Raw genomic sequence first — 26774 nt, 5'->3', positions numbered from 1 at the left:
GAACGGCCTACCTGCTAAACAACACCCTCTCCCCTTTCTTACTCTCATCAAAAGCCCCATTCTTATAAGCCAAATGCCCAGAGACGATGGTATGCGTCACCACGCCTGGTAGTTCCTGCCCTTCCAACGGTGACCAGCCACACTTATAGTAAATATTGTCTTTGGCCACCGTCTGGCTTTGTTCCAGGTCTACCAAAACCAGGTCAGCCCAGTAGCCTTCACGCAGGAACCCACGCTTCTCAACTTCAAAACAGATGGCCGGGGCATGGCACATTTTCTCTACTACCCGTTCCAGACTGATTTTACCCTGTTTATGGAAAGCCAGCATCACCTGCAAGGAGTGCTGTACCAGCGGCAAGCCCGAAGGTGCAGCTTTGTAGGTTCCCGCCTGTTTCTCTTCCCAGGTGTGCGGGGCGTGGTCGGTGGCGATGATGTCCAGTCGGTTGTCTAGCAAGCCTTGGAACAGGGCTTCTTTGTGCCGGGCTTCTTTAATGGCGGGGTTGCATTTGATCTGGGCGCCCAGCGTTTCATACTGCGCGGCGTCAAACCAGAGGTGATGCACGCAGACCTCGGCGGTGATGCGTTTCTGCTCCAGCGGAATATCTTTTCTGAACAGCTCCAACTCTTCCTGGGTGCTGATATGCAGGATGTGCAGGCGCGTGTTGTGCTTTTTGGCCAGCTCCACCGCCATGCTGGAGGATTTGTAGCAGGCTTCCACGCTTCTGATCTGGGGGTGGGCACTCATGGGAATGTCCTCGCCGTACTGCTCCGTGGCGCGCTGCATGTTGGCTCTGATGGTGGCCTCATCCTCGCAGTGGGTGGCAATGAGCATGGGGCTTTGCTTGAAAATCTCCTCCAGGGTGTGCACGTTGTCTACCAGCATGTTGCCCGTGCTGGAGCCCATGAACAGCTTTATGCCGCAGACGGTGCGGGGGTCGGTCTTCAGGATCTCCTCCAGGTTATCATTGGTGCCGCCCATAAAGAAGGAGTAGTTGGCCAAGGATTGCTGGGCGGCGGTGTCGTATTTCTGCTGCAGCAATTCCTGGGTGGTGGCGTTGGGAACGGTGTTGGGCATCTCCATGAAGGTAGTCACGCCCCCGGCCACCGCGGCCCTTGGTTCTGTGTACAAGTCTCCCTTGTGGGTAAGGCCCGGGTCCCGGAAATGCACTTGGTCATCAATGATGCCGGGCAGCAGGTACTGGCCTTTGGCGTCTATGACCTTGTCTGCCACTATGTTCAGGTTCTGCCCGATGTTATAAATATAGCCGTCTTTCACCAGCACATCGGCGGTCATGATGCGGCCTTCGTTCACGAGTTGGGCGTTCTTGATAAGGATGCTGTTCATGGTGCTAAGATAAAACCGCAAGGCAGAAGTGTCGTGGTTTTGAAGTTTTTTTCTGAAACCGAGCAGCTAAATCAAATCTCTTTTATTGTTCCTTTTGGTATCTTAACAAATGCCACATCGCTTAAAACAAGTAAAGTCCTTATTTGCTCCCCAAGTTGAGTCAAGCTATAAGACTTCTCATCAAAAACAATTAATCCTCTTTCCTCTAAATATTGCAATGAATCTTCATCAGTAACTTCAGCAGGAATTGGTCTTACTTTTTCATCTAATGGCATATCATTTATTAGAGTAAAGAAAACATTAAGGGGAAATGGTTGATTTAAAATCATGTTCATTACACTTTCTAAATAAGAAAGCTTATCTGGGAAAAGTTGAGGCTTTATTGATTCTAATATCTTAATCTTAGCAGAATACAACCTGTGCATCTTTCTTAATTCTTTTTCAGCTATACCTCTTTGCTTGATTTCCTCGTTTCTAGATTTATGAAGTTCTTCAATCTGATGCAGCTGCATATTAATTTTTTCTCCAAAACTATCCCGCAAATTACTTACAGTCAGTTCAAACAACCCTTTACCTTCCTCTAATTGAGTATTTAGTGCTATAATCTTTGCCTCCTTCTCTTTAAAAAGCCGGTCTCTCCTCTCTTCCTCCTTTTCGATTCTCTCATATAAAGCAATTGCATCATCATGAGGAATAGGTATAGTCTTTTGCACTTTAAAGGATAATTTCTTAACAATTGAATCTATCCAAATCTTGAATATAGCAACCAACCCTGAGCTAACAGGAAAAAGCAGGAGCATGAGCAAACTAAAGGCAAGAGGCTGCCAAAAGTTATAATCAATGTCAATGTAATTCTCCTTTACAAAACTGAGCCTAGTTTGTACCGGCACTTTGCTATCAACCGTTAAAACATAATATATCAACTCGTAGTTAATGATACTCCAAGAGATAGCAAAAGCTCCGAATACGGGACTAACTAGCCTCTCTTTTAAAACTGAATTAACTGAGTCTTTAAAATCTTCTAGCATAAATTATTTGAATTCGTCTTTTGAGGAAGATAAGAAAAATATTCAGCTTTTCATTTTTCCCCTGTTTTCCCAAAAACGGCTCCAAAACGTATTATCTCTCAGGAGGAAAGACATCAAAATTCAAATCCGTACCTTTGCTGTAATGATAGAAGAAGAAAACAAAAATTCTGCCCCGGAGCAGGATGCGCCTATACCCGCTCAACCCGAGCAAAACCCTACCGATGAAACGGATGAGGAAGCTATAGACCAGGAGGAAGAAACCGAGCAGGAAGAAGAGATTGCTTTGCCCTCATTTGAGGATTTTAAGCTGAACAAACAGTTATTGACAGCTGTGGCCGATTCTGGCTTCACTAAGCCTACGCCGGTCCAGGTACAGACCATTCCCCTAGCCATGGCCGGGCATGACGTGATGGGCATCGCGCAGACGGGCACGGGTAAGACTGCTGCCTACGTGCTACCCTTGCTCATGAAAGTGAAATACGCGCAGGGCAAACACCCCCGCGCCCTCATTCTGGCCCCTACCCGCGAACTGGTGATGCAGATAGAGGAGGCTGTGCACAACCTGAGCCACTACACCGACCTCAGAACCGTAGGTATTTACGGTGGCGTGGGCCCCAAAACCCAGATTGACCGCATACGCGAAGGCGTAGATATCATCGTGGCCACCCCAGGTCGGCTGGTAGACCTATACCGCAAAGGCGAACTTCACCTGAAGGAACTGAAAACCCTGGTGCTGGACGAGGCCGACAAAATGATGGACATGGGCTTTATGCCCCAGATCCGCCAGATTCTGGAGATTATTCCGCGCAAGCGCCAGAACCTCCTTTTCTCGGCTACCATGCACCAGAAAGTACTGGTGTTGTCTGAGGAGTTCCTGGAATTCCCGATGAAGGTAGAGGTAACGCCGCAGGCCACGCCGGTAGAGACCGTGACCCAGATTCTGTACCAGGTGCCCAACCTTAGAACCAAGATTGCCCTCATGGAGCATCTGTTCCGGGACAGGGAGACGTTTAACCGCGTCATGATCTTTACCCGCAGCAAAACCAACGCCGACAACGTGAGCTCCTTCCTGGACCGCAAAGGCAGTGGTGGCGTACGCGTGGTACACGGAAACAAAGGCCAGAACACCCGCATTAATGCCGTTGAGGCGTTCAGAGACGGGGAAGTGCGGTACCTGGTGGCGACAGATGTGGCCGCCCGCGGCATTGACATCCAGGATGTGAGCCACGTGATCAACTTTGACGTGCCCATTATCTATGAAGATTACGTGCACCGCATTGGCCGGACGGGCCGGGCCGAGCAAAAGGGGGCCTCCATTACGTTCGCCAATGAGGCCGAGATGCACCATATCCACCGCATTGAGCAACTCATAAAGATGAAGATCCCCAGGGCTCCCATGCCCGAGCAGGTGGAAATCCATAAAACGTCTTTTGAGGAGCAGCAGGAAATCAACAAAGAGCTGGATCTCCAGAAACGCCGCGACGACCCTGACTTTAAGGGCGCCTTCCATGAGAAGAAAGCCCGGCCCAACTACGAGAACAAAGGCAAAGGCGAAAAAACCCGCGATGCCAAGAAAGCCGGTTGGAAGAAAACCAAAGCCGGCGGTGGCAGCAAGCGCAAGAGTAGGTAATTGTTGATTGCTAGTTGTTAATTGTTTTAATAGCTAAAACGTGTTTTGAGGCTGTTTTCCTTAAAACACCTGTAAAACAGAAGAGCCGCTTAGGAAACTAAGCGGCTCTTCTGTTTTACCTTCTCAGGCTGAAAAGAACAAACAACAACCAGCAATTTATCTTTGAAGAAACTGCAGGAAAGGCAGGTGGCTGAGTTTAAACAAGGTTAACGTCACCGCGAAGCCCCAGAAAACGGCGCTCCAGAGCATATGCAGCCAGATTCGGCTTTTAGAGACGCCTAATACGGTGGCCAGGACAGTCCCCACAATGGGCGTAAACAGGATGGGGGTGAGAAACGCGATGCCAGACATGCCGAACTTGGTCCAGACAGAGACAATCCGGCGGTTTTTCTTACTGAACATGGGTTTGTTTTTGGCTTTTTGCCTTACCACGTACCGGTCATGCACCGCAGCCCCAATAATGGAGAACAAGAAAACGCTGGTCATCATGCCTCCAATGGTTAAGCCCAGGGTAGCCCAAAAGGGTAGCCCCATGGAAACCCCCGCAATAGGTCCGCCAAAAAACTTAATTGAGCTCAGAAGAAAGACAGAAATATATTTAGCTACGGCTGCAAGCATACTGCCTAAAAATTAAAAGGTAATACGGGCAAAATAGACAAATTACACGCAGATACAAGAATACAACAGCCTCAGGACCCTTTAGTTAGAATCATTCTGTATAACTCTAACGAAAAAAGAAATGCCCGTTGTATTTCTTAAGAAATTACTTTTTGGATTTTTCTCACCTTTTTTCCCCGAACGACAGATCACCGGCATCGCCCAGGCCCGGCACAATGTAGGCTTGCTCGTTCAGGCGCTCATCCAGGGCGCCCAGCCATAGTTCTGCCTCCGGAATCTCGTTATGGAGATGCTCCACCCCCTCGGGGCTGGCAATGACGGCCGCAATGATAATGCGCTTGGGCTTGCCGTAGCGCTGCATGTCTTTGTAGGTAAGGGCCAGAGACCGGCCAGTGGCCAGCATGGGGTCTACCAGAATTAGGATCTTGTCTTCCAGGTGCGGGGTGGCCATATAGTCTAAGTGCACCGAAAGCTGTCGCTCGCCTTCTACCCGGTACGCTCCTACAAATGCGCAGGTGGCGTTGTCAAAGTAATTCAGGAAGCCCTGGTGGAACGGCAGACCGGCCCGTAGCACAGTGGCCAGCACCGGCATCTCCTGCAGCAGCGTCTGTTGGGTAGTCGCCAGCGGGGTCTGGATGGTCTGCGGGGCGTAGTGAAGGGTCTCCGAAATCTTAAACGCCATGATCTCCCCTAACCGCTCCAGGTTGCGCCGGAAACGCAGGCTGTCTTTCTGCACGGTGACATCGCGCAGCTCTGCGATAAAGTGATTGGCTAACGAAGGCGTTTGGCTAAGGATGTAAAGACGTTTAGAGTCCATTGAACGGTGGTTCTTTTAGATTGAAGACTTAAAGATAGGTAGGGAACGGGCTGTGCACCAAAGCCGCTATAAAATTTAGCCACGCCCGGCACTTCGCTGCCCTCAAAGTCAAAGGTTTTGCCCGAGCCCGCCTCCTGCCTGATGATCTGGTCCAGCAAGAAGGCAATGGCGTTGCGGCGCCGGCCCTCCAAGGAGCTGGCCCCAAAAAGAAACGTGACCCGATGAGGCGTATGGAGCACAAAGGCGGCGGCCAGTAATTCCTCTTCCTGGCGCACTTCATATACTTGCCCCACTCCTTGCCTTTGAGCGGCTTGGTGAAGCTGTTCCAATTTCTGGTAATGCCGTGGCCTGAGTTCAGGGAGTTCCCGCCCTTTGGTGCGCTGGAACAGGGAAAGCAAGGCGTCTATACTGTCTATCTTTCCTACTTTAAGCGAAGTGGCGGCAGTTTTTTGCAGGTTACGCCGCAAGTTTATGGAATACTGCTGCTGAATATCTGGGTATGCCGGCGCTAAGGAAAGCTCATAGTTAGGCCGAAAGCGCCAATGCCATGGTTCTGGGAGCGTTACCGGAAGGGCCGTCGGCCACGGTAATTGATACTGCACTGCGGCGTAGGACGAAGGCAAAAGTGCCAGGTAATCTTCAATAGTGGTTTCCTGGCTGGCGGGGGTGGTAATGAGTCCCAGTTGCTGGGTAAACAGTGGCTGGTACACGCGTTTCTGGACCAGAAGCGTTTTCACCGGCAGCGGAAAAACAGAAACATAAGCCTCGCCCTGAATCTCCACCAGGGCCTCCCAGTTGTTTCCGCACACCACGTCAAGATACCAGGCCTGCGCATACACCAACGGCTGGTATGCCCGGGCCAGGCAGTTGGCCCAACGGGTCTGGTCTATCTCATGGTGGCGTAGCAGCTGTATCATTCTCTTGGCAAGATAGGGTTTTCAGAGCCGTTTCCTGCCATACCGGCGCCAAGGCCTTACTACTAAGCCTGTCTGTTTTGGGGCTGTTTTCCGGAAATCGGGCTTAAAACAGAAAACAGACCTGAAACACAATTCCTCTTACTCACTCAGAACGTAAGACTCAGAACTCTTTACAGGCAACCCCGAGGGCCGGTGTAGAGTACACGCACAAAATTCCAGTATCTTTAGCCTTTCCCTTTTCCGTTGTTCCTATGAGAAACATATACCGTCTGTTACTGGTGCTTCTGAGTCTGACCACCCCGGCCCAGGCCCAGGATGCCACCGTTCCCCTGAACCCGGACGTGTACCGGGTCATTGACCGCTACCATATCAAGCACAACACCGAAACCCTGCATACCTCTTTCAAGCCCTACGGCCGGGCCCGCGTGGCTACGCTCGGCGAGACGGCTAAGCAGGAATCTATGTCCCAGGGCTCAGCGGCAGATGAGTACAACATCAATTACCTGCTCAACGACAACTGGAACTACACCCGCAATGACCGCGACAACGAGAACCAGCGCCCACTCCTGCGTCACTTCTATACCAACAAAACCGACCTTTACCATTATGAAAGCCCTGAGTTTACGTTGCGTGTGAACCCGGTCATCGGCTTGCAGGCCGGTAAAGACAATGAGACCGATGGACTGCGCTACATTAACTCCCGCGGTCTGCAGGTAGAAGGCTCCTTGGATGAGAAACTGGGCTTCTATACCTTTTTATCTGATAACCAGGTTAAGCTTCCGGGCTACGTGAACAACCGCATAGCAAGGGACACCATAGTGCCCCATGAGGCCTATTGGAAAACCTTCGGGAAGGGGGGCTATGACTTTTTCTCGGCCAGAGGCTATATTAACTACGCTGCCACCAAACACATAAGCGTAATGCTGGGCCATGACCGCCATTTCATTGGTAACGGTTTCCGGTCGTTGATTCTGTCAGATTACTCGGCGCCGTATTTCTTTCTGAAACTACAGACCCAGGTCTGGAAACTGCAGTACACCAACCTCTACGCCGAACTCACCGCCGACCATGAGCAGCGCGACCAGCTGTACCCTAAAAAGTACATGGCCCTGCATCATCTCAGCCTGAACATTCTGCCTAACCTGAACGTGGGCGTGTTTGAGTCTACCATTTTTGGGCGGAGCAAAGGCCGGTTTGAGTTACAGTACCTGAACCCGCTTATTTTCTACCGGGCCGTGGAGCAAGGTTTAGGCTCGGAAGACAACGCTATTCTGGGGGCAGATGCTAAATGGAACATCCTAAACCGCGTGCAGTTGTACGGGCAGCTGGTGCTGGATGAGTTTTTGATCAGTGAACTTCGGGCCGGTAATGGCTGGTGGGCCAACAAATACGCGCTTCAGGGCGGGGCCCGGTACATTGATGCCTTCGGGGTTTCCAACCTGGACCTGCAGGGGGAAATCAATTACGTGCGGCCTTTCACCTACTCCCATGAGCAACCCTACACCAACTACCAGCATTACCAGCAGCCCCTGGCCCACCCCATGGGCGCCAACGTGGCCGAGGCCATTAGCATTATCCGGTACCAACCCCTGCCTAAACTCACGGTCACGGCCAAAGCCATCGTGAGCCAGTATGGCCAGGACCCCGAGGATACCTTTGATTCTGAAGGCAACCGGACCCGGTACAACTTCGGGGGTAACGTGCTCAAATCCTATAACACCCGCTCCGGCGACTATGGGTATGAGGTAGGCAGCGGCATCAAGACCAACCAGGTGTACGGCGAGGCCACCGCATCTTTCCAGCTCATGTACAACATGTTCCTGGACGTGACCCAGGTAGTGCGCCGCGCCGAGGCCAGCGATCCCCGCTTTGACCAGAAAACTTCCTTCTCCGCGATTTCTTTCCGGTGGAACATTCCGCAGCGCACCCACGAGTTCTAGAACATACTACCTTTTTACCAGCATCGCCCGCTTTCCAACAAGAGAGGCGGGCGATGCTGTTTTGGCCCTGTTTTCCCAAAAACGGCCTCAAAACGGGTAGCCTCCGGGAAAGCAGGGTTTTCCCCGGCAAAGCCTTACCTTTGCGGCAATGAAAACTTATTTCCGTCTTCTCAACTTCGCGCGCCCTTTCAGCCAGTACGTTCCCACCTACGCCATTGCCACCTTGCTGGCCACGGTGTTCGGGATCATGAACTTTGCGCTGCTGGTGCCGTTGTTGAATATCTTGTTTGACCAGGTGGCCCTGCAGGAAGTTTCTGTGATGCAGCGCCCTGAGTTTACCTTCAGCTTTGGCTGGGCCAAGGACTTTTTCTACTACTATTTCGGGCAGGTGATCCAGAACCAGGGGAAGCTGGGCGCCCTTAAATTCATCTGTTTGATTTTAATCGCGTCTGTCATGCTCACCAACCTGTTCCGGTACATTGGCCTCAGGATTGAAGGCGTGGTACGGGCTAAGGTGGTGAAGAACCTCCGCATGCAGGTGTATGAGCGCCTCACACAGCTACAGTTGGGTTTTTTCTCAGACAAGCGCAAGGGCAACATCATGTCTACCCTCACCAATGACGTGCTAGAGGTGGAGAACTCGGTGGTGAGCACGCTCAACGTGCTGTTCCGGGAGCCCTTTCTGGTCATTGGCTATTTTGGCGTGCTGTTCTACATGTCGCCGCGGCTTACGCTGTTCAGTTTGCTGGTGCTGCCTATCTCAGGTTTGATTATCTCAAGCATCTCAAAGAAACTGAAACGCCAATCATCGCAGGGGCAAGACGCGCTGGGGTCTATTTTAGGCATTATTGACGAGACCTTAGGCGGCCTGCGGGTAGTGAAAGGCTTTAATGCGCAACCGTATGTGATAGATAAGTTCAGGGAAAGCAACAGCCGGTATGCCCGCATCATTACCTCTATGAACAACAAGCGCAGCCTGGCTTCGCCGATGTCTGAGTTCATGGGCGTGACCGTGGTGGCCGGTATTCTATATTATGGCGGTTCCCTGGTATTAAGCGGCGAATCTGACCTGGAGGCGGCGGCCCTGATTGGCTATTTGATTCTGTTCTCGCAGGTGTTATCGCCGGTGAAGGCCATCTCCAATGCGTTCAGCAACATCCAGCGCGGCCTGGTAGCCGGCGAGCGGGTTCTGGCGTTGGTTGACACCCAGCCTTTGATCAGAGACAAGCCCGATGCCAAAGTGCTTCCGCCGTTCTCACATGAGATTGAGTTTAAAAACGTAGGCTTTAAATATGCCGCCGACCCTATTCTGCAAGACATTAACCTGCGCATACCAAAAGGCAAGACCATCGCGTTGGTAGGGCCCTCGGGCGGAGGAAAATCTACGCTGGCAGACTTACTACCGCGTTTCTATGACCCCACCGAAGGCGCCATCACCATTGACGGCCTGGACCTGCGCGATTGTTCGTTATTCTCCATTAGAGAGCAGATGGGCATTGTCACGCAGGAGTCCATCCTATTCAATGATACCATTTTCAACAACATCGCCTTCAACAAAACAGATGCTACCGAGGCTGAGGTGATTGCCGCCGCCAAGATTGCCAACGCCCACGAGTTCATCACGCAGAGCCCGGATGGGTACCAGACCATGATTGGCGACCGCGGTGGCAAACTCTCTGGCGGCCAGCGCCAGCGTCTGAGCATTGCCCGCGCTATCCTCAAGAACCCACCTATCCTGATCATGGATGAGGCCACCTCTGCCCTGGACACCGAGTCTGAGAAACTGGTACAGGAAGCCCTCACCAACCTCATGAAGAACCGCACCTCCATTGTCATAGCCCACCGCCTCAGCACCATTCAGCACGCAGACGAGATCATTGTATTGCAAGGCGGCCGTATTGTGGAACGCGGCAACCACCAGGAGCTGGTCCGCCAGAGTGGCCTCTACTTCAAGCTCACCCAGATGCAGACTACTTAGGTGATTGCTCAATTGCTAATTGTTGATTGTTTTAAGGCCTGCACAGTAACTGGAGCAGCATTGAGAAACAATCAACAACCAGCAATCCTTTTGAGGCTGTTTTCTGGAAAACAGGCCCAAACCAGAAGCCGCTTTTCAAAAGAAACAAACAGAACCACAGCTAAATCTTGGTTTTCCCGTAAAGGTTAGAATATTCATAATCTCTAATGTTTATTCAACCTCTGCTTATATGGAATCTCTGAAAAAGGTCTTAAATGTTCTGGTGATGGTGTACCTCATCACCGTCTTTCTGTTTCTGCTGCGCATTTTAAGCGTGTCTAAGTTTGTGGCTCTGTTTGACATGACCGACAACGCCGAGTTCTTCAACCGCATGCTGTGGGCGGGCGCCATCTTGCTGCTGGCAGAACTGATCGTGGAAAACGCGTATATTGCCACCTTAAAGCGGGGCCTGGACAAAGAGCACCGGCAGATCACCGAGCTGAAGGCGCAGTTGTATGACCAACGCCTCAAGGCAACGCCTCCGCCCGTGACCACCGTTCCTGATCCCACCTGGACCAAACCAGCAGACACTACCTATACCCAGTCAACCAGTCACCACCGGTTAGATGACAACATAGAGGAGGACCAGGGACCCATTATTACGCCGGCGCCTATTCCGCCCACGCTTAACCCAGACGAGAACCCAAACCTGCCGCCGACAGACCACCGGCCTCATTATTAAATGGAAACCACCCCTTCTTCCCTTATTCTGCAGGAACTGCAACAAGCCCAAGAAGTACTTACCAATTTTATAGCCCAACCCAGCTCCCTCCAGGTCATTGAGGAGGCGGCCCAGGTCATGGCTACCTGCCTGCAGAATGGGGGTAAGATTTTGTCTTGCGGCAACGGCGGCTCCATGTGTGATGCCATGCACTTTGCAGAGGAACTCACCGGCCGCTACCGCGATGACCGTGCCCCCATGGCCGCCATTTCCATCTCAGACCCCAGCCACCTGAGCTGCGTTTCCAATGACTATGGCTATGACCAAGTGTTCTCCCGCTACGTGCAGGCCCTCATCCGCCCCGGCGATGTGCTCCTGGGCATAAGCACCAGCGGAAACTCCGGCAACGTGTTAAAGGCCGCCCAGGTAGCCAAAGAAATGGGCGCCCACGTGGTCACGCTCACGGGCAAAGACGGAGGTCAACTGGCTTCTCTCAGTGAGGTAGAGATCAGGGTCCCCCACTTCGGCTACGCCGATAGAATACAAGAGGTACATATCAAGGTCATTCATATTTTGATCTTGCTGCTGGAGAAACACATGGCCTATTCCATTTCTCTTTAATAAGCAGAAGAAACGATCATTTAGAAAGTGAAGCCTGTGGGCTTCATTTTCTGTTTTAGGCCTGTTTTATGAAAAACAGCCTCTAAACAGAAACGGTCCTTAAAGAAAACAGCCTTTCAGAACGGTAACGGAATTAATTCCAACACTTTACTGTTGGCCCCCTCAAGATAAATACAATATTGGATCTGGATATTCTATGCTGGTAAAGACCTTCGGTAGTGCGGTGCAGGGTGTGAACGCCTATACCATTACCATTGAAGTAAATGTATCTGCGGGCACCAAGTATTATATGGTGGGCCTGCCAGACAACGCGGTGAAAGAAAGCGAGCAGCGCATTGAGTCTGCTTTGAAACACAATGGCTACAAGATGCCGCGCCTGAAGGTGGTCATCAACATGGCCCCGGCCAACGTCCGGAAAGAAGGCTCTGCCTATGACCTGCCCATTGCTATTGGTATTCTGGCGGCCTCAGAGCAACTGCCTCTACAGAACCTGGAACAATATGTGATCATGGGCGAGCTGGCCCTGGACGGCGAACTAAGACCCATTAAAGGTGTCTTGCCCATTGCCATACAGGCCCGCAAAGAAGGCTTTAAAGGCTTTATTCTCCCTACCCAAAACGCACAGGAAGCCGCCATTGTCAATAACCTGGAAGTGATTGGCGTGTCTAACCTGAAAGAAGCCATTGATTTTCTGAGCGGAAACCTGGCCATTGACCCGGTCAAGATAGATACCCGCGACATCTTCCAATCTACCGTACACCAATACACCGCCGACTTTGCCGATGTTCAGGGCCAGGAGAATATCAAGCGCGCCTTGGAGATTGCCGCCGCCGGTGGCCATAACGTGATCATGATCGGTCCGCCTGGCGCGGGTAAAACCATGCTGGCCAAGCGGCTTCCCTCTATCTTACCGCCCCTTACGCTGCATGAAGCCCTGGAAACTACCAAGATTCACTCGGTGGCTGGCAAACTGGGTGCGCAGGGTTCTTTGCTGGCACAACGGCCTTTCAGGTCACCGCACCACACTATTTCAGATGTGGCATTGGTGGGCGGCGGTGGCAACCCACAACCCGGCGAGATTTCCTTGTCGCATAACGGGGTGTTATTTCTGGATGAGTTACCGGAGTTCAAGCGGTCGGTGCTGGAGGTGATGCGCCAGCCACTGGAAGAGCGCAGGGTCACCGTTTCCCGGGCCCGCCTCACCATTGATTTCCCGGCGAACTTTATGCTGGTGGCCAGTATGAACCCGTGTCCGTGCGGCTTCTACAATGATCCTAACAAGGAGTGTGTCTGCGGTCCCGGCGTGGTGCAGCGCTACCTCAATAAGGTAAGTGGGCCTTTGCTGGACCGCATTGACCTGCACGTGGAGGTGACGCCGGTTTCGTTTGACCAGATGACCGAGACCCGCAAGACCGAAACCAGCGGTGATATACGGGAACGGGTAGAACGGGCGCGACAATGGCAGGCAGAGCGGTTTAAGGAGTTCCCCGAGATCCATTCCAATGCTATGATGCCGCCCCAAATGGTGAAGGACCTGTGCCGCATTAATGAATCAGGCCGACTGCTCTTAAAAGCCGCCATGGAGAAACTGGGCCTCTCGGCGCGGGCCTATGACCGTATTCTGAAAGTGAGCCGCACCATCGCTGATCTGGCCGGCTCAGAGGAAATAAAGATTGAGCACCTGGCAGAGGCGATCCAATACCGCAGCCTGGACCGGGAGGGCTGGGCCGGGTAATAACCTTTCCCTTTAACTTTTCTTCAAGCACAAATGCACCGCCTTCCACAAGGGCGGTGCATTTGTGCTTTATAGCCTGTAGGTAGCGGCAGTTTGTTAAAAATGATTCTCAGATAGGGGTAATCCAAACGAAAACGGTCTCATAATAAGGCCTTTAGATTTAAAATCCTGGAAATACCAAGCGGTGTGTAGTAGCAGAGAAACAAACCTTTTAATTCTTTTATCTAACACCATAATAAAACGTAAACAAGACTTAGTATCATCATTCAAATAAAGAATAGTCCTTAATCCCTATACTTCTTTCCGAAGCACTTGTACCTCCTTAAACTTTACGCCTATTGAAACACTAGTACCACTTAAACTATTTACCATGAAAAAGTTAGTCTTCTTATTAGCAGCGTTGTTCACCACCTACTTCGCGCAAGCCCAAGGCGGCATCTCATTAGGCCTCAAAGCAGGCGCCAACTACAGCTCCCTTACCGGCGACAACACCGATGATTATAAGCACCAGTTCGGCTTTCATGGCGGAGGCTTTTTAGACTTTGGCCTTTCAGACATGGTCTCCATTAGGCCTGAACTTCTGTTCTCTGTGAAAGGATACGCCATTGAGCTCACAGATGATGACGATGACAACCAGACCTTCAGTTATATAGACGTGCCCATTCTGGCCCATGTGAACGCCGGCGGAATTTTCTTTGAAGGCGGCCCTACGTTAGGGTATCTGGTGGCCGTGAAAGATGGCGACACCGATGATTTCAAGAAACTGGAGTTTGGCTATGCCGCCGGGCTGGGCTATGAAATGGAAAGCGGTATGGGCTTTGGGCTAAGGTACCAGGGCGGCCTCACCAGCCTAAGCGACAATGACGATGCCCCTAAAGTAAAGAACTCTGTCTTCCAGCTGTATCTGAGTTATCTCTTGGGAGGGCGGTAATATATTGATACCTCTAAACAAGAAAAGGCCTGGTTGCAGGCCTTTTTTTATGGGTAACGCTGCAACGGCGCCCTGCCCCCGCGTATTTCCTCTTCCTGACTGTCAGCGGTTTCTATCCGCTGGCGGCTTTTTCCTTTCTTCTGTTTTAGGGCTACTTTTCAGAAAACAGGCGTAAAACAGGTTCCTGTTTTTTAGGTGGTCCGGTAAAAATTTTACGCCCCTTTAAAAAGCTCAAAACCGTTTCATAAGCTATTGAATACCAATATACAGCTAAACCTAATTTATCTTTTTTAAAGTTCTTGCCCCATAAACGGCATCATCTTTTTTTCTTACCCATATAATAAATCCGAACATTTATCGTCTTAGCCGTATAACGGGGAGGTTTTACCCGGCTTGTTGTCATGACAAGCATTTTACTTTACCAAAATAACATTATGAAAAAGATTGTATTATTTGTAGCAGCAGCATTATCCTTCAGTTTTGCCAATGCGCAATCTGGTCCACGTATTGGATTAAAGGCCGGTGCAAATTACTCTAATCTTTCTGGCGCAGAAAACCAGGACATCTATGACTACAAACTCGGTTTTGTAGGCGGTCTTACTGGTAACTTCAGCTTGAGCGGCGACAACTTCCTGTCTGTGCAGCCTGAGCTTCTTTTCTCCCAACGCGGCTACCAATACCGTGACGAGGAGTACACCATTGGCAACACTACCTACAAAAGCAAAGGGGACATCAACTATAACTACCTTGATTTACCTGTAATGCTGAGAATCAATACCGGTGGTCTGTTCTTTGAAGGCGGTCCGCAGGTGTCTTACCTGTTAGGTATCAAAGACAACACCGAAACCAAAATCAACAACCAGGACTATGACCAGTCAAGAAGAGTGAGCAAAGATGACCTGGCTGAACTGGAGATTGGTTACGCGGCCGGTCTTGGATACCAAATGGAGAACGGCTTGAGCTTAGGCTTACGTTACACCGGTGGTATTAACAAACTGGCTAAAGAAGGAAATGATGAACTGACCAACGCCCGTTCACAAGCCTTCCAGTTAACCTTAGGATTTTTGTTCCCAAGCAAATAATCCCTGGTTATCAATTCAATAGCACAAAGGGGCTTCATGCAAATGAAGCCCCTTTATTTTTGCCTTTCTCAGGGCCCCAAAAAATATTCTCCTTTTCTCCATCCAAAAAAAATTCTTCCCGTATAGAGGGCAATTGTTCCAAAAACAGGCACAGTGTTTGAGTAGGGTCTGCAAACATTGGAACCGATTTTAAAATTCTAAAACATGAAAAAATTATTCTTCTCTCTGGCCGTGATCGTAGCTTCTTTCACCGCACAGGCGCAGTCTTCTTTTGGGATCAAAGGTGGGGTAAACTATTCTAACCTCTCCGGAGATTTAAAGGACGAGTCTCGTTACAACAATAAAATAGGCTTCGCCGGCGGTATCTACTTCAATGCCCCCGTGGTAGCCGACTTTTTCTCCATTCAACCGGAGATCCTGTACTCCAACAAAGGGTACAAGTATGATGACAATGAGCAGACTACCCTTCTGGGCCGCGAATACCGCTATGAAGGCACCTCTAATTTCAATTACATAGACGTGCCGGTATTGGCTAAAATCAAAGCGGGTCCTTTGTTCTTGGAGGCTGGTCCGCAGGTGTCTTACCTGATCAATGTGAATGACAAAACCAAAACCTACGTAGACGGCAAACTGCAGGACCGTACGGTAAGCGAGAAAAGCAAAGAAGGTTACTCAGACTTTGAGGTGGGTTACGCCGCCGGTATAGGCTTCGCAACGCAGGGTGGGGTAAGTTTAGGCCTTCGCTACAACGGTGCCTTCACAGACCTGGCAGATGATTCTCCCGCCCGCGGCGATTTCAAAGATGCCCGTCACTCTTTGTTCCAACTGTCAGTAGGCTTCCCGCTGAGCAAGTAATCTTTGCCTGGTAGACACCAAATATAAGACACAGGACGCAAGCCTGATGTCATAAAAAAATCCCCGGTTCTCATTAAGGAACCGGGGGTTTCTGTTTTAGGGCCGTTTTGGCTAAAACAGGCCTAAAACGGGAGAAAGACTTAGTAGGCTTTCGCAACAGGAAAGCCCTGTGTGCAGTGTCTTACAGCCTGCATCCAGAAAATTAACCTTTGCCGTGCAACTCCGTGAAGTGCTGGTAGAACAACGGAATGGTCTCAATGCCTTTCATGAAGTTGAAGATGCCAAAATGCTCATTGGGGGAGTGGATGGCGTCTGAGTCCAGCCCGAAGCCCATGAGCACGGTGTCTACACCCAGCTCAGATTTGAACATGGCCACAATAGGAATACTTCCGCCACTACGTACCGGCACCGGTTTCTTGCCGAAGGTGTCTTCCATGGCCAGGGCCGCGGCCTTGTAACCCGCCGAGGTGGTTGGGGTCACTACCGGCTCACCGCCGTGGTGCGGTTTTACTACCACTTTCACGCTGGGCGGCGCGATAGACTCAAAATGCTTCTGGAACAACTCACTGATCTCTTCGGAACTCTGGTGCGGCACAAGGCGCATAGAGATCTTCGCGAAGGCTTTGGAGGCAATCACTGTTTTGGCGCCCTCGCCGGTATAACCTCCCCAGATGCCGTTCACATCTAGCGTAGGCCTGATGGAGTTGCGCTCCATGGTGCTGTAACCGGCCTCGCCGTGCACGTCTGACAAGTCCAGGGCTTTCTTGTAAGCGTCTAAGCTGAACGGGGCGCGGGCCATCTCGGCACGTTCTTCGGGGCTCAGTTCGTCCACCTTGTCATAGAAGCCTGGGATGGTGATGTGGTTGTTCTCGTCATGCAAGGAGGCAATCATCTTGCAGAGCACATTGATAGGGTTGGCTACCGCGCCGCCGTAAAGGCCGGAGTGCAGGTCACGGTTAGGGCCGGTCACTTCTACCTCATGGTAGCTGAGGCCGCGCAAACCGGTGGTCACCGAAGGCACGTCGTTGGCCAGCATGCCGGTGTCTGAGATCACGATCACGTCGCATTTCAAAAGGGCTTTGTTTTGCTTTACAAACGTGGCCAGGTTCACAGAGCCTACTTCCTCTTCGCCCTCAATCATGAAGCGCACGTTGCAGGGCAAAGTGTTGGCGTGCATCATGGTCTCAAAGGCTTTCACGTGCATGTAGGTCTGGCCTTTGTCATCACAGGCACCACGGGCGTATATTTTCTCATCTTTGATCACCGGCTCAAATGGCGGTGAGTCCCAGAGTTCATACGGGTCGGCGGGCTGCACGTCATAGTGGCCGTACACCAGCACCGTGGGCAGGTTGGGGTCTATGATTTTGTCGGCGTACACAATGGGGTTACCGGCCGTCTCAAACAGCTGGGCATTGTCTGCGCCGGCGGCTTCCAGTTTCTGGCGCAGGTAGTCGGCAGCTTTTAAAACGTCTCCTTTAAAGGCGGCGTCTGCACTCACCGATGGGATGCGCAATAGCTCCAGCAGTTCCTGGATAAACCGGTCTTTGTTTTCTTGGATATAGGCTTTCATAGGGTGCGATGGTTGAAAGTTGAAGTTAAAACAAAAAAGCTATTCTCTCTCAAGAATAGCTTTTCAACGCGGCAATGTTCTTAAAACTTATGGGCTGAGGCCCTTCGTCCAGCTTTTTCGAGCGCCCCTATCTGTTTTGAGCCTGTTTTTAAGAAAAGGGCCCTAAAACAGCTTTTGAAGCCACAGCGGGTATCAGGAGGATGGTCCTTAGATGAAACGTTACTTGCTCTTGAACGGATTGATGTTGGCCTTGCTTTCTACCCCGCGTAGCAGCCGGTCAATGTTTTTCTTGTGCGTGAGCACCACCATGAGGGCAATCAACACGCCAAACACCAGCAGCAGCGGGTCTTCTGGCCGGAACATAGGCAGCAACAGCAGCAAGGGAAACGAGATGGCCGCCAGCATTGAGCTCAGAGACACATACTTGGTCAGCAGCAGCACTACCACAAAGATGCCCAGGCACAGCAGCGCTACCGGCAGGTCTACCGCCAGCACCATGCCCATGAGCGTGGCCACACCCTTGCCGCCCTTAAAGCCCACGTATACCGGAAAGATGTGCCCCAAAACGGCCACCACCCCCAGTAGTAATTTAAATTGAATAAGGTGGTCCGGGGAGATAGCGCCCCAGTTGACCAAAAGGCCCGCCAGTGAGCTAGCCAACCAGCCCTTGAAGATATCTACCAGCATGACAATGGTACCCGGCTTCTTGCCCAGCACCCTAAAGGTATTGGTGGCCCCGGCGTTGCCGCTCCCGTGCTGGCGCACGTCAATGCCGTAGAAAGATTTGCCCACCCAAACCGCCGTGGGGATAGACCCTATCAAATAGGCCAACAGAACTATCCCGCCAATCATAACTATGTCCATTGCTTTTTTTCTTCCTTTTACGGGCAAGTTTGTGTGCCGGCGCCCTTTCCTGACAGATAAATATATTTCTTCAAATATAGCAAAAACCCACCAGCAATGGAGAAGCCCCCATGGCTCTTAAAGCAACATCCCGTTTCGGGGCTACTTTCTGAAAAGTAGCCCCGAAACGGGATGCGCAATGCAAGAGCGTGGTTTGGCAGGAGTTACCAGCCTAAGGCAGATTAGTTTTTAACAGGGTCAATGTCTGTCCCGCCTTCGCCTTTCTTCTTCTTTTTCTTAGACTTGGATTCTTCCTCCTGAGTAGTAACCGGTGGCACGCCAAAACCGGCGTCTGTTACCTCGTCGCCTTTTTTCTTCTTCTTGCCTTTCTTGCTGTCTTCCTCGCCAAAGGTATCAAAGGTATTGTTGGCGGGTTGCGGTGCGGCCTTGGTAGGTGCCAGCCCCAGGTAGGTTTTCCGGAAGTAGTTCACAAACTCCATCTTGTCAATATCTTCAATAGGGTAGAAAGAGTAAGAACCGGCTATGCCCTGCCCTTTTGACTTGGAAGACACTGCCGCGTTGAACGCCCCATCTGACGAGGTCATGCCCAGGCCGCCTTCATAGAAGTGGAAGTAATACCAGATGTACGGATTCACCTCCAGGTACATAGACACCACATCACTGGACGCCCCGCGCTTGATCTCTACATAGCCCGTGATCTTGGCGTTAATGTCTGTCTTGTCAATACCGGCAACACTTATTTGCCCCACACTGTGCCAGGCATTGGTTTTGGTATTCCATTTCAGTTTCACCTTATTCAACACCAGGGAGTGGATGAGCTTAGGCGATATCTTGGAGAAATGCACGTAGCCGTTGCGGGTCTGGGTCTTGAAGTCTTCCACGCCTTTGTCACCAATGAAGGCGGCCAGTTTGTAGAGCAGCGTAGGATCGTTGAGGTCAACGCCTTCGGCAAGGCCGCCCGATTCTTTGGCTACTTTCTGGCCCATGCTTTCCAGGGCCTGGGACGGCACGTCAAAGTCAAACGCCATAAAGGTGTCCAATTCATAGGTGCTGCTGTCTGTGCGCCCGCCGCCAGTTCCAGAGGCTTTCAACTTGAAGTCCTTCACAGACTTGATCAGGTTGAACTCCCCGTCATACGTTACGCGCTTGGTGGCGTCATTGTACTGCATCATGTTACCGGTGTAAGACGTGCCATAGGCCCGGCCCTCATCACCCAGTTTGTACTGCTTGGTTTCCTTGTCAAAGGAGAGCAGCCCTTCCACGTCAAAGACGGTGAGGTCATCATCAAACTGCTTTTTGGAGACGAAGGTGTTGTAGATCTTGCCGTTGGTGGTATTGATGTGGATACCGGTTTTAAGAGGCGTGCCATCGGCTAAGGCCGGTTTCTTCACCTCAATGCGTACATCCTCGGGGTCTACGTCTTTTCTAACGTACGGGAACCAGTCTGCGCTCTCCGCGCCCTTGAAGAGGAGTTTGGCGAAGCCGTCAAAATTCACCGTCTTTTTATTGGAAGACAGGGCCAGGTCACCGTAGTACCGCACTTTAGGGATGATGAACAAGGTATCTGTCTGCTTCACGGTGGCCTCGGCTAACCAGAAAGCGGTGCCTTTTTCGCCGTTGCGTTCGTCTCTTTTGCTAACCTCTGGTTGCTGCCAGGCAAACTTGTTGAACTTGATCTTATAGGCGTCTCCGCTACCATTGGTATATTTGTAGATAGCGTTACCCGTTAAGCCCATGCGGTCATCAATGTGAATTTCGCCTTTAGAGAGCTGGTGGTATTTCTGCAGGGAGTCCATCAAGAGCCCGGCGTTCCGGAAGGTCCTGAGTTCAGCGTCTTTCAGGAACTGCACCTTGCCGCTATCTGGCACCAAGTAACTGTCACCTACCGGAATGTAAGGCACGCCGGAGGCCATCAAGGTATAATTCCCGAAGTCATACACCGCCTTGGTGGCTTTGAAAGCCAGGGAATCCTGCCCGGACTTCATGGAATAGAAGTATGAATCTGAAGTGCTTTCCTTGTCACCGGTCAACGTCAGTTTTCTTGACTTGAAGTCCCACCGGCCCGAGCTAAGCGATGATTTGTATTTGGCGAAGGGGAATTCCGTAGAGACGGCGCCTTTCTTTTCGGTGCTGTACTGGGCATACCCTTCATCCATGTAGAAATCAAGGAACACGTCTGTGGTGGTGAGCGCCGGCGTTGTTTTGTCAGCGGAGGCTACCTCCATAGACGCCTGGTTGCCATGGATCAGGCCTTTCTTGAACACAAACTTAGGTGACTTAATGGCCACCTCTTTATTTTCGGCCACGCCGCTCCCAAACAAGGAGAAAGGCGTAAAGCCCAGCATTCCTTTGTAGGTAAACCGGTCACTGAAAATGCTCATCAACTCTTTGCCTACGGTCTCAATTCTGAGGGTGTCTTTGTAGGGTTTCCAGTCCATGGTGAAGGACTTGAAGGTACCGCTGGGGTAAGAGCCCTGCGCCACAGAGCCCGCCGTGAAATTTCCTTTCTTACCTACTTTGGTAATGGCAGAATCTACAAAGAAGACAAAGGCCGGGGAGTACATAGAGGCTGTCTGGTAGGTGAGCGTTCCCTTACCTCTTAGGCCTTTGGTGTCCATGGTGAGGGTGTCTGTGAAACGGCCCTTGCCGCCGTACAAAGAAAACCCGCTTTTAGGCACCACATAGTTGAAGCCCAGGGCTCCGTCTGGCTGAATGTTCAGCTTGGTCTCAATGGGCGGGAAAATGCCCCCCGAGTTGAAGGTGCCCTTGAACCCGATCACGTTGGTCTTGGATTTGGAACTGGCCAGGCTGTCTATCTTGAACGGCGGAATGCTGAAATACACGCTGGTGTCATACACCCCACCCAAAATTTCTGGCTTGTTGAAGTACACGGTAGCTCCTGAGATTGCATCCAGGGCCGGGTACCCAAGCGATTTCTTACGACCCGATTTGTTGTCTGGCCGGTTGAGGTACAATTTGGCCTGGCCCTTACCCCCGCGGTTTACCAGGGTAAACGGCGTCTCTTTGTCTTTGCCGTCTTTCCCTTTGGTTTGGGTGGTAAGCACGGTAGAGTCAATTTTAGCCAAGTCAATAAAGAAGCCGTCATAGTCAAACAGGAATTCCTGGCCTTTAAAAGTGAAGTTGGTGGCCTTCACCTTTCCGTTGAACAAGATATTGCGGTTTTTCTGAATGCGTACCGTCTGGCTGTCTGGTTCGGCTATCACGGTAGAGTCTGTATGGAAGGCAAAACTTTTCACCCCCCGCAGCACCAGATCTCCGGAAGCCAGGTCCAGGGTGGCGTTCTTACCGGCCGGCGACAAGGCGTTTAAATGGATATAGTCAAAATCTTTCTTGTTGCGGGAGGCATCTACGTAGTGGTAGGCCTTGTCTAGCAGGCGCACCTGCCCGGTAGCGGGGTCATACTCCACAAAGCTCCCCTGTGACAGGGTAGTCATGGCATTATGCAGCACCTCTGGCTTCAATTTCATCTCTTCGGCCATATTAGCCAGGAAAAACGAACGCGACCCGCTCTTTAACCCATAGGCCACGGCGGTGTACAGCGGGTGGAAATTAGAGATGGTCTTGATTTGCTGGAACTTGGTCTCGGTGAAGTACTCCTTGGAGTTCACCTGGGCCGGTACCTGGTTCTTGGCCGTGAGCATACCAAAGTTGATAGCAGGCTCCGTGATCTTCCAGTCGGCCATATCAGTGGTAAGCTCTACTTTGTTATAGGAGTGCGAGTACGGGGTGAGTTTGTAGAGCCCTTCGGGGTTGAGGAGCACCAGGCGCTTGGAGTCCCGGTTGTACTTGAATTTCACCCCGGGGTGCGTGATGGAGTCCTTGCCTTGGTAAATAGTGATTCCGGCTTCAGGAGCGGTAAGCAGGGTATCACCAATGGTGTAGTTACGCGAAGAGGCCCGGAACTTGCGCTCGCCTTTGTCTGACACCGTGATAGAAGACGGGCTTCCGTCCAGGGCGGCGCTCATGAGCGTGTTGCCGGCCAGGGAAAGCCCTCCCACGTACTGGATGTCTGTACCAAACCGCTTGATCTTGGCATCATTGGTGTGAGAGATAAACTTAGGGAAACCGTTATCGCCGTTGGGCTTGGGCTTGGTGAGTCTGTATTCCAGGTTCCCATTTATGGTATTTTCTAAGACCGCCGGAAAAGTAAGGGTGACGTCTTCTGCCTTAAAAGCAGGCTTGGCCACCTCAAAAGAGAAACCGCTGAGCTCAGCGGTGGCGTCTCCGCCCAGAGAGTTCCAGACCAGTTTACCTCCTTTACCCACAAATATACCGTTAGACAGGGCCACTGCTCCATTCACCTCTTTCAGGTTCACAGAGTCTGCCGCCGAGGTAAAATACAGGTTCACTTTCTCCAGCACCACCACTGGCCCAGCCAACGTAGGCAAAGGCTGCGCGAAGTACTTCTGCTTTTCCACCGGGGCTGCTTTTACCGGTTCCTGTTTTAGGACCGGAGTTTTGGTAGTGGTAGTGGTTTTCTTGGCGGTGGTAGATTTTTTAGCCGCCGGTTTGGTGACTTTCTTAGGGGTTTCCCAGGCTGCCCACGGGTCTTCCTCTACTTTCTTCACCTCTTTTTTAGGGGCTGGCTTTGCAGCAGGTGCCGGGGTGGTCTTGGCGGCTGTCGTTTTAGGGGCAGCGGTTGCCGGGGCGGCGGGTTCGTTTCCCCAATCAGCCCCTGAGGCAGCCTCTGCCGTGCCGTCACGGTACTCAAAGGCCATGGTTCCGCCAATTACCTGCAAACTATTGGTAGGGCCTTTGTACAGCATTTTGGTAGCCAGAAACTGGTGAGCATTCAGCAGGAACCGCTCATATACCTTGGCATCCTGCTTCTGCAGGGTCTGGGTCATTACGTTCAGTAACTGGTCCAGCTTGGCCCCGGTGAACTGGTGCACGTTCACGCTGGAGCCCAGGGCCCCCAGAAAATGCTCAAAGTGCGGCCGCGCTTTGAGTTTTTTCTTGAGCATTTGCTGCGTCAGGTCCATGATCTGGGCCTTCTGCGGATTGCTCACTTTACCGCTGCTCCAGGCGGTTTCCAGGCCGGTATAGGTCTGTAAGGCCGCCTCGTTTTTAGCGCCCATCATCATGGCCCGCATGTCCAGCAGGTACTGCTGCGGGTCATCTGCGCTCACTTTGTAGACCTGGGCCTGCCCTACGGACACGCTCAGGAAGAAAACCAATAGAAAGGGGAAAAGATGCTTCATAAGGAAAGATGCTATCTGTTTATTGGCTGTTTTTCAGGAAAATGGCTGAAACCCAATTGTTTTTACTTCTGGAATTCTGGAAAGAGAGGCCGCACTCCGTGGCTTTCTCCTGCAGTACGGGGAGGTCTTCGGTATAAAAGCCGCTTAGTACCAGCGGGCCACCCGGCAAAAGCAGTTTGCTGTACACGGGCATGTCTTCCAGCAGCACGTTGCGGTTGATGTTGGCCAGGATCAGGTCAAAAGGCGCCTCGCCCTGCAGTACGCTGGCGTCGCCTAATCTTACCTCAAGGGTTTTGCAGTTGTTGCGCTCGGCGTTTTCGCGGGCGTTCTCTACGGTCCAGTCTTCAATGTCTACGGCCAGCACCTCGCGGGCCCCTAGCTGCTCGGCCATGATGGCCAGAATGCCGGTCCCACACCCCATGTCCAGCACCCGCTTTCCGGTGTGGTCCAGGGTGAGCTGGTTCTCAATCATGAGCGTGGTGGTTTCATGGTGCCCGGTCCCGAAAGACATTTTAGGCGTGATCACAATATCGTAGGCAATGCCCTCGGGCTTGGGGTGGAAATCGGCGCGCACCGACACCTTGTCCGCAATGAGCAGGGGTTCAAAGTTCTTTTCCCACTCCTCGTTCCAGTTCTGCTTGGCAATGCTCTTGGTCTGGTAAGGGAACTCACCGGCGAAGCTGTAGCGCTCCAGAAGTTCCTGCAGGGCTTCCTCTGAGAATTTATCCTCTTCGGTATAGGCTTGGAAGCCTTGGTCGGTTTCCTGAAAAATATCAAATCCCAGTTCACTCAGTTCCGCGATGAGGATCTCTGAATATTCTGGGGACGCGGTAATGGTTACTTCAATAAAACTCATAAATAGCTGTAAAAAGGACCTGGCTCAACGGCGGCAGATCTTGAAATAATTTAACGAAAATACAACATAACAAGTACGTATCTGCCCCGTTTTCTAAAAAAGAGACAAAAAAGGGTTAACTTCCTTACAGAAGCGGCCCTGCCACGGCAACAATTGAAGTTTTTAGTGGTGCCTGGTTAATCCAGAAGCAGAACCATCTCTCTCCAACACGCTGCTTATTCCTGTGCCTTAACCTGTTACTGCCAAGTGGCCTTCCACCACTACCCGCAGCCATTACCGGGCCAAAAAACAAGTTGCTCTGGCTTTTAGGCTATTAACAGGCCCGCACCTTTTGATCTCATACCGTCCCCTCAAAACACCAAAAGCGTTTTGGGCCTGTTTTACGGAAAACAGGCCCAAAACGCTTTTAATCGCCCTAAGGTTATTCCCTCAGAAACCTTGGCAGCAAATTCCTTAGAAGGACTTGATAATGTCTGTGAAGTCTCTGGATTTCAGGGAAGCCCCTCCAATGAGGCCGCCGTCTACGTCTGGTTGCGAGAACAGCTCTCTTGCGTTGGCCGGGTTGGCGCTGCCGCCGTACAGAATGGTCTTGTTGTAGGCAGCCTCTGCGTCAAACAGGCGGGACAGTTCTTCTCTGATGTAGGCGTGCATTTCCTGGGCCTGCTGGCTGCTGGCGGTTCTGCCGGTTCCAATGGCCCAGATAGGCTCATAGGCAATCACAATCTGGTCAAACTCCTCGTTGCTCAGGTGCCCTACGGTTTCCCTAAGTTGCTGGCCCACATACTCAAAATGCTTTTCAGACTCGCGGACCTCCAGTGGCTCGCCGCAGCAGAAAATAGGCTTAATACCCTGGCCCAGGGCCGCTTTCATTTTCTTCAAGAGCAGGTCAGCATCCTCATGGTGGTACTGGCGGCGCTCTGAGTGGCCCACTAACACGTACTCCACGCCCACAGACTGCAGCATGGCCGCCGACACTTCGCCGGTATAGGCGCCGCTCTCATGCGCGCTCACATCCTGGGCCGCCAAATGAAGGCGGTCATTGCCCTGTATCAACTTGCCTACCGACTGTAAAAACGGAAATGGGGGCGTTACAATCACTTCTACATTATCTCCCGTGACTTCGTCCTTCACCATGTTGTCAATCTCACTTACCAGCGCTAGGGCGTCTTGGTAGGTTTTGTTCATTTTCCAGTTTCCGGCAACAATCTTTTTTCTCATAGCTGTATTATAATGAAAAAGGCCACTCAGGAAGTGGCCATGTTTATAGGTTCTTTTTAGAAAAACAGGCCTAAAACGCTTTCTGCCATTTCTAACATTCTGCGTGCAATGGCCGCTAAGTTAATGATTTAAGACAGAAGTCTTAGGTTGGCTGAAAATTCTACCGCTGTGCCACCGTCACCAATACATCTGAGGCAAACAGGCTAGCCGGCGAAATCACGTCCTCGCCGTACGGAATGCGATTGCCGTAGCGCTCTTTCATTTTGGCTTGCACCGGTGGTGCGCTCAGGTCAAAGTCTCTGAGTTTTTCCAGCCTACCTATCTCCACGCCCGTGGCCCGCTGGTACATTTTATAAATCAATTCTGAGCAGTAGATTTTGTCATCTGACCATTCAAAGTACAAGTCGTATCCCTTGCCCGTAAACTTCCCCCCTCTTTTTTTAGGCGAGCTAACGCCGAAGGGGTCAATACTTGCTTCGCGTTCTTGAGCCGTTTCACTACAAAATGCCCGCCTTCGCCCCGCGCCACCCACTTGTCTAACGGTGTGGAAGAAACCGGCTGTACCGCCTCAAATACCTGATACCCGCCAGCTGTTTTGTAGATGATGCCGCAATGGCTGTAGGCTGATTTGGTGGCCAACTGGATAGCCTTACTCTGCGCCGACCGGGAAGTATGGAAAATAAGGTCACCATCCTGGAACTCGCCTTTCTGGATGAGTTGCCGCAATTGCTGAGATTGATGCAGCTGGTTTGGTTTGCCGTAGCGCTTTTCCAGGAAAAAGCCCGCCACTAAAAGTGGAACCAAAAAGAGCAGCAGGAGAATGTATCTGGTGCGAAGCATGACACAA

At 51.4% G+C, this 26774-nt stretch carries 21 protein-coding genes; 9 read left to right on the top strand and 12 right to left on the bottom strand.

The genetic code is table 11. The annotated features are described in order from the left end of the window. Positions 1–7: 7 nt before the first annotated feature. Both TH63_RS19645 and TH63_RS19640 read right to left on the bottom strand, forming a co-directional pair. Positions 8–1345, bottom strand: a complete 1338-nt coding sequence (locus TH63_RS19645; RefSeq protein ID WP_048922460.1) for a dihydroorotase — start codon at positions 1343–1345, stop codon at positions 8–10. Between the two features lie 71 nt (positions 1346–1416). Then, on the bottom strand, positions 1417–2373 hold the full coding sequence (locus tag TH63_RS19640; protein ID WP_048922459.1) for a helix-turn-helix domain-containing protein: 957 nt from the start codon (positions 2371–2373) through the stop codon (positions 1417–1419). A gap of 142 nt (positions 2374–2515) precedes the next feature. Here TH63_RS19640 and TH63_RS19635 point away from each other — a divergent pair, with 142 nt between their 5' ends. Continuing rightward, complete coding sequence (locus TH63_RS19635; RefSeq protein WP_082161842.1) at positions 2516–4003, top strand: DEAD/DEAH box helicase; 1488 nt, start codon at positions 2516–2518, stop codon at positions 4001–4003. A 156-nt stretch (positions 4004–4159) separates the two neighbouring features. Here the strand turns inward: TH63_RS19635 and TH63_RS19630 are convergent, their stop codons facing one another. The 3 genes from TH63_RS19630 to TH63_RS19620 form a co-directional block, all read right to left on the bottom strand. Then, on the bottom strand, positions 4160–4537 hold the full coding sequence (locus TH63_RS19630; RefSeq protein ID WP_231583515.1) for a hypothetical protein: 378 nt from the start codon (positions 4535–4537) through the stop codon (positions 4160–4162). Positions 4538–4784: 247 nt separating this feature from the next. Then, positions 4785–5438: a uracil phosphoribosyltransferase gene (gene upp, locus TH63_RS19625; RefSeq protein WP_048922458.1), complete on the bottom strand. Its 654-nt coding sequence runs from the start codon at positions 5436–5438 to the stop codon at positions 4785–4787. Next, a complete protein-coding gene (locus TH63_RS19620; protein WP_048922457.1) occupies positions 5393–6355 on the bottom strand; it encodes a GNAT family N-acetyltransferase in 963 nt (320 codons plus the stop codon). Before TH63_RS19620 ends, upp begins: the two co-directional genes overlap by 46 nt. Before the next feature lie 251 nt (positions 6356–6606). Here TH63_RS19620 and TH63_RS19615 point away from each other — a divergent pair, with 251 nt between their 5' ends. The 8 genes from TH63_RS19615 (at position 6607) to TH63_RS19580 (ending at position 16197) form a co-directional block, all read left to right on the top strand. Further along, the gene (locus tag TH63_RS19615; protein WP_048922456.1) at positions 6607–8295 is read left to right on the top strand and encodes a hypothetical protein; all 1689 of its coding nucleotides are present in this window, start codon (positions 6607–6609) and stop codon (positions 8293–8295) included. A 148-nt stretch (positions 8296–8443) separates the two neighbouring features. After that, on the top strand, positions 8444–10273 hold the full coding sequence (locus TH63_RS19610; RefSeq protein ID WP_048922455.1) for an ABC transporter ATP-binding protein: 1830 nt from the start codon (positions 8444–8446) through the stop codon (positions 10271–10273). A 229-nt stretch (positions 10274–10502) separates the two neighbouring features. Then, the gene (locus tag TH63_RS19605) at positions 10503–10994 is read left to right on the top strand and encodes a hypothetical protein (protein WP_048922454.1); all 492 of its coding nucleotides are present in this window, start codon (positions 10503–10505) and stop codon (positions 10992–10994) included. Continuing rightward, the gene (gene lpcA / locus TH63_RS19600) at positions 10995–11594 is read left to right on the top strand and encodes a D-sedoheptulose 7-phosphate isomerase (protein ID WP_048922453.1); all 600 of its coding nucleotides are present in this window, start codon (positions 10995–10997) and stop codon (positions 11592–11594) included. A gap of 196 nt (positions 11595–11790) precedes the next feature. Further along, positions 11791–13329: a YifB family Mg chelatase-like AAA ATPase gene (locus TH63_RS19595; protein WP_048922452.1), complete on the top strand. Its 1539-nt coding sequence runs from the start codon at positions 11791–11793 to the stop codon at positions 13327–13329. Between the two features lie 370 nt (positions 13330–13699). Continuing rightward, positions 13700–14260, top strand: coding sequence for a porin family protein (locus TH63_RS19590; RefSeq protein ID WP_048922451.1), 561 nt, complete (start codon positions 13700–13702; stop codon positions 14258–14260). Between the two features lie 434 nt (positions 14261–14694). Beyond that, positions 14695–15342 carry a porin family protein gene (locus TH63_RS19585; RefSeq protein ID WP_048922450.1) on the top strand — a complete coding sequence of 216 codons (648 nt, stop codon included), beginning with the start codon at positions 14695–14697 and terminating at the stop codon, positions 15340–15342. Positions 15343–15546: 204 nt separating this feature from the next. Beyond that, positions 15547–16197 (top strand): porin family protein, encoded by a 651-nt coding sequence (locus TH63_RS19580; protein WP_048922449.1) that lies wholly within the window; start codon positions 15547–15549, stop codon positions 16195–16197. Positions 16198–16399: 202 nt separating this feature from the next. On the opposite strand, the gene TH63_RS19575 is transcribed toward TH63_RS19580, so the two are convergent. From TH63_RS19575 to TH63_RS19550, 7 genes are all read right to left on the bottom strand, one after another. Then, positions 16400–17767 carry a dipeptidase gene (locus TH63_RS19575; RefSeq protein WP_048922448.1) on the bottom strand — a complete coding sequence of 456 codons (1368 nt, stop codon included), beginning with the start codon at positions 17765–17767 and terminating at the stop codon, positions 16400–16402. A gap of 219 nt (positions 17768–17986) precedes the next feature. Beyond that, on the bottom strand, positions 17987–18631 hold the full coding sequence (plsY, locus tag TH63_RS19570; protein ID WP_048922447.1) for a glycerol-3-phosphate 1-O-acyltransferase PlsY: 645 nt from the start codon (positions 18629–18631) through the stop codon (positions 17987–17989). A gap of 221 nt (positions 18632–18852) precedes the next feature. Further along, the gene (locus TH63_RS19565) at positions 18853–23853 is read right to left on the bottom strand and encodes a hypothetical protein (protein ID WP_156180752.1); all 5001 of its coding nucleotides are present in this window, start codon (positions 23851–23853) and stop codon (positions 18853–18855) included. 19 nt (positions 23854–23872) lie between these two features. Next, the gene (gene prmA / locus TH63_RS19560) at positions 23873–24709 is read right to left on the bottom strand and encodes a 50S ribosomal protein L11 methyltransferase (RefSeq protein ID WP_048922445.1); all 837 of its coding nucleotides are present in this window, start codon (positions 24707–24709) and stop codon (positions 23873–23875) included. Positions 24710–25162: 453 nt separating this feature from the next. Then, positions 25163–25927 (bottom strand): triose-phosphate isomerase, encoded by a 765-nt coding sequence (gene tpiA / locus TH63_RS19555; RefSeq protein WP_048922444.1) that lies wholly within the window; start codon positions 25925–25927, stop codon positions 25163–25165. Between the two features lie 160 nt (positions 25928–26087). Beyond that, on the bottom strand, positions 26088–26330 hold the full coding sequence (locus TH63_RS20825; RefSeq protein WP_197088603.1) for a YiiX/YebB-like N1pC/P60 family cysteine hydrolase: 243 nt from the start codon (positions 26328–26330) through the stop codon (positions 26088–26090). Next, entirely contained in the window at positions 26285–26767 is a 483-nt protein-coding gene (locus TH63_RS19550) for a YiiX/YebB-like N1pC/P60 family cysteine hydrolase (RefSeq protein WP_197088602.1), read from the bottom strand. The genes TH63_RS20825 and TH63_RS19550 overlap by 46 nt, the downstream gene beginning before the upstream one ends. Positions 26768–26774 lie beyond the last annotated feature (7 nt).

Origin of the sequence: Rufibacter radiotolerans (genome assembly GCF_001078055.1) — a bacterium.
Taxonomy (GTDB): domain Bacteria; phylum Bacteroidota; class Bacteroidia; order Cytophagales; family Hymenobacteraceae; genus Nibribacter; species Nibribacter radiotolerans.
The sequence above is the reverse complement of the archived record's forward strand: the minus strand, read 5'-3'. Positions and strand labels throughout refer to the sequence as shown.

What these genes read in the sequence shown, in the direction of transcription:
- TH63_RS19645 (WP_048922460.1), bottom strand. Translation starts at nt 1,345, where the DNA reads ATGAACAGCATCCTTATCAAGAACGCCCAACTCGTGAACGAAGGCCGC.
- TH63_RS19640 (WP_048922459.1), bottom strand. Translation starts at nt 2,373, where the DNA reads ATGCTAGAAGATTTTAAAGACTCAGTTAATTCAGTTTTAAAAGAGAGG.
- TH63_RS19635 (WP_082161842.1), top strand. Translation starts at nt 2,516, where the DNA reads ATGATAGAAGAAGAAAACAAAAATTCTGCCCCGGAGCAGGATGCGCCT.
- TH63_RS19630 (WP_231583515.1), bottom strand. Translation starts at nt 4,537, where the DNA reads ATGGGGCTACCCTTTTGGGCTACCCTGGGCTTAACCATTGGAGGCATG.
- upp (WP_048922458.1), bottom strand. Translation starts at nt 5,438, where the DNA reads ATGGACTCTAAACGTCTTTACATCCTTAGCCAAACGCCTTCGTTAGCC.
- TH63_RS19620 (WP_048922457.1), bottom strand. Translation starts at nt 6,355, where the DNA reads ATGATACAGCTGCTACGCCACCATGAGATAGACCAGACCCGTTGGGCC.
- TH63_RS19615 (WP_048922456.1), top strand. Translation starts at nt 6,607, where the DNA reads ATGAGAAACATATACCGTCTGTTACTGGTGCTTCTGAGTCTGACCACC.
- TH63_RS19610 (WP_048922455.1), top strand. Translation starts at nt 8,444, where the DNA reads ATGAAAACTTATTTCCGTCTTCTCAACTTCGCGCGCCCTTTCAGCCAG.
- TH63_RS19605 (WP_048922454.1), top strand. Translation starts at nt 10,503, where the DNA reads ATGGAATCTCTGAAAAAGGTCTTAAATGTTCTGGTGATGGTGTACCTC.
- lpcA (WP_048922453.1), top strand. Translation starts at nt 10,995, where the DNA reads ATGGAAACCACCCCTTCTTCCCTTATTCTGCAGGAACTGCAACAAGCC.
- TH63_RS19595 (WP_048922452.1), top strand. Translation starts at nt 11,791, where the DNA reads ATGCTGGTAAAGACCTTCGGTAGTGCGGTGCAGGGTGTGAACGCCTAT.
- TH63_RS19590 (WP_048922451.1), top strand. Translation starts at nt 13,700, where the DNA reads ATGAAAAAGTTAGTCTTCTTATTAGCAGCGTTGTTCACCACCTACTTC.
- TH63_RS19585 (WP_048922450.1), top strand. Translation starts at nt 14,695, where the DNA reads ATGAAAAAGATTGTATTATTTGTAGCAGCAGCATTATCCTTCAGTTTT.
- TH63_RS19580 (WP_048922449.1), top strand. Translation starts at nt 15,547, where the DNA reads ATGAAAAAATTATTCTTCTCTCTGGCCGTGATCGTAGCTTCTTTCACC.
- TH63_RS19575 (WP_048922448.1), bottom strand. Translation starts at nt 17,767, where the DNA reads ATGAAAGCCTATATCCAAGAAAACAAAGACCGGTTTATCCAGGAACTG.
- plsY (WP_048922447.1), bottom strand. Translation starts at nt 18,631, where the DNA reads ATGGACATAGTTATGATTGGCGGGATAGTTCTGTTGGCCTATTTGATA.
- TH63_RS19565 (WP_156180752.1), bottom strand. Translation starts at nt 23,853, where the DNA reads ATGAAGCATCTTTTCCCCTTTCTATTGGTTTTCTTCCTGAGCGTGTCC.
- prmA (WP_048922445.1), bottom strand. Translation starts at nt 24,709, where the DNA reads ATGAGTTTTATTGAAGTAACCATTACCGCGTCCCCAGAATATTCAGAG.
- tpiA (WP_048922444.1), bottom strand. Translation starts at nt 25,927, where the DNA reads ATGAGAAAAAAGATTGTTGCCGGAAACTGGAAAATGAACAAAACCTAC.
- TH63_RS19550 (WP_197088602.1), bottom strand. Translation starts at nt 26,767, where the DNA reads ATGCTTCGCACCAGATACATTCTCCTGCTGCTCTTTTTGGTTCCACTT.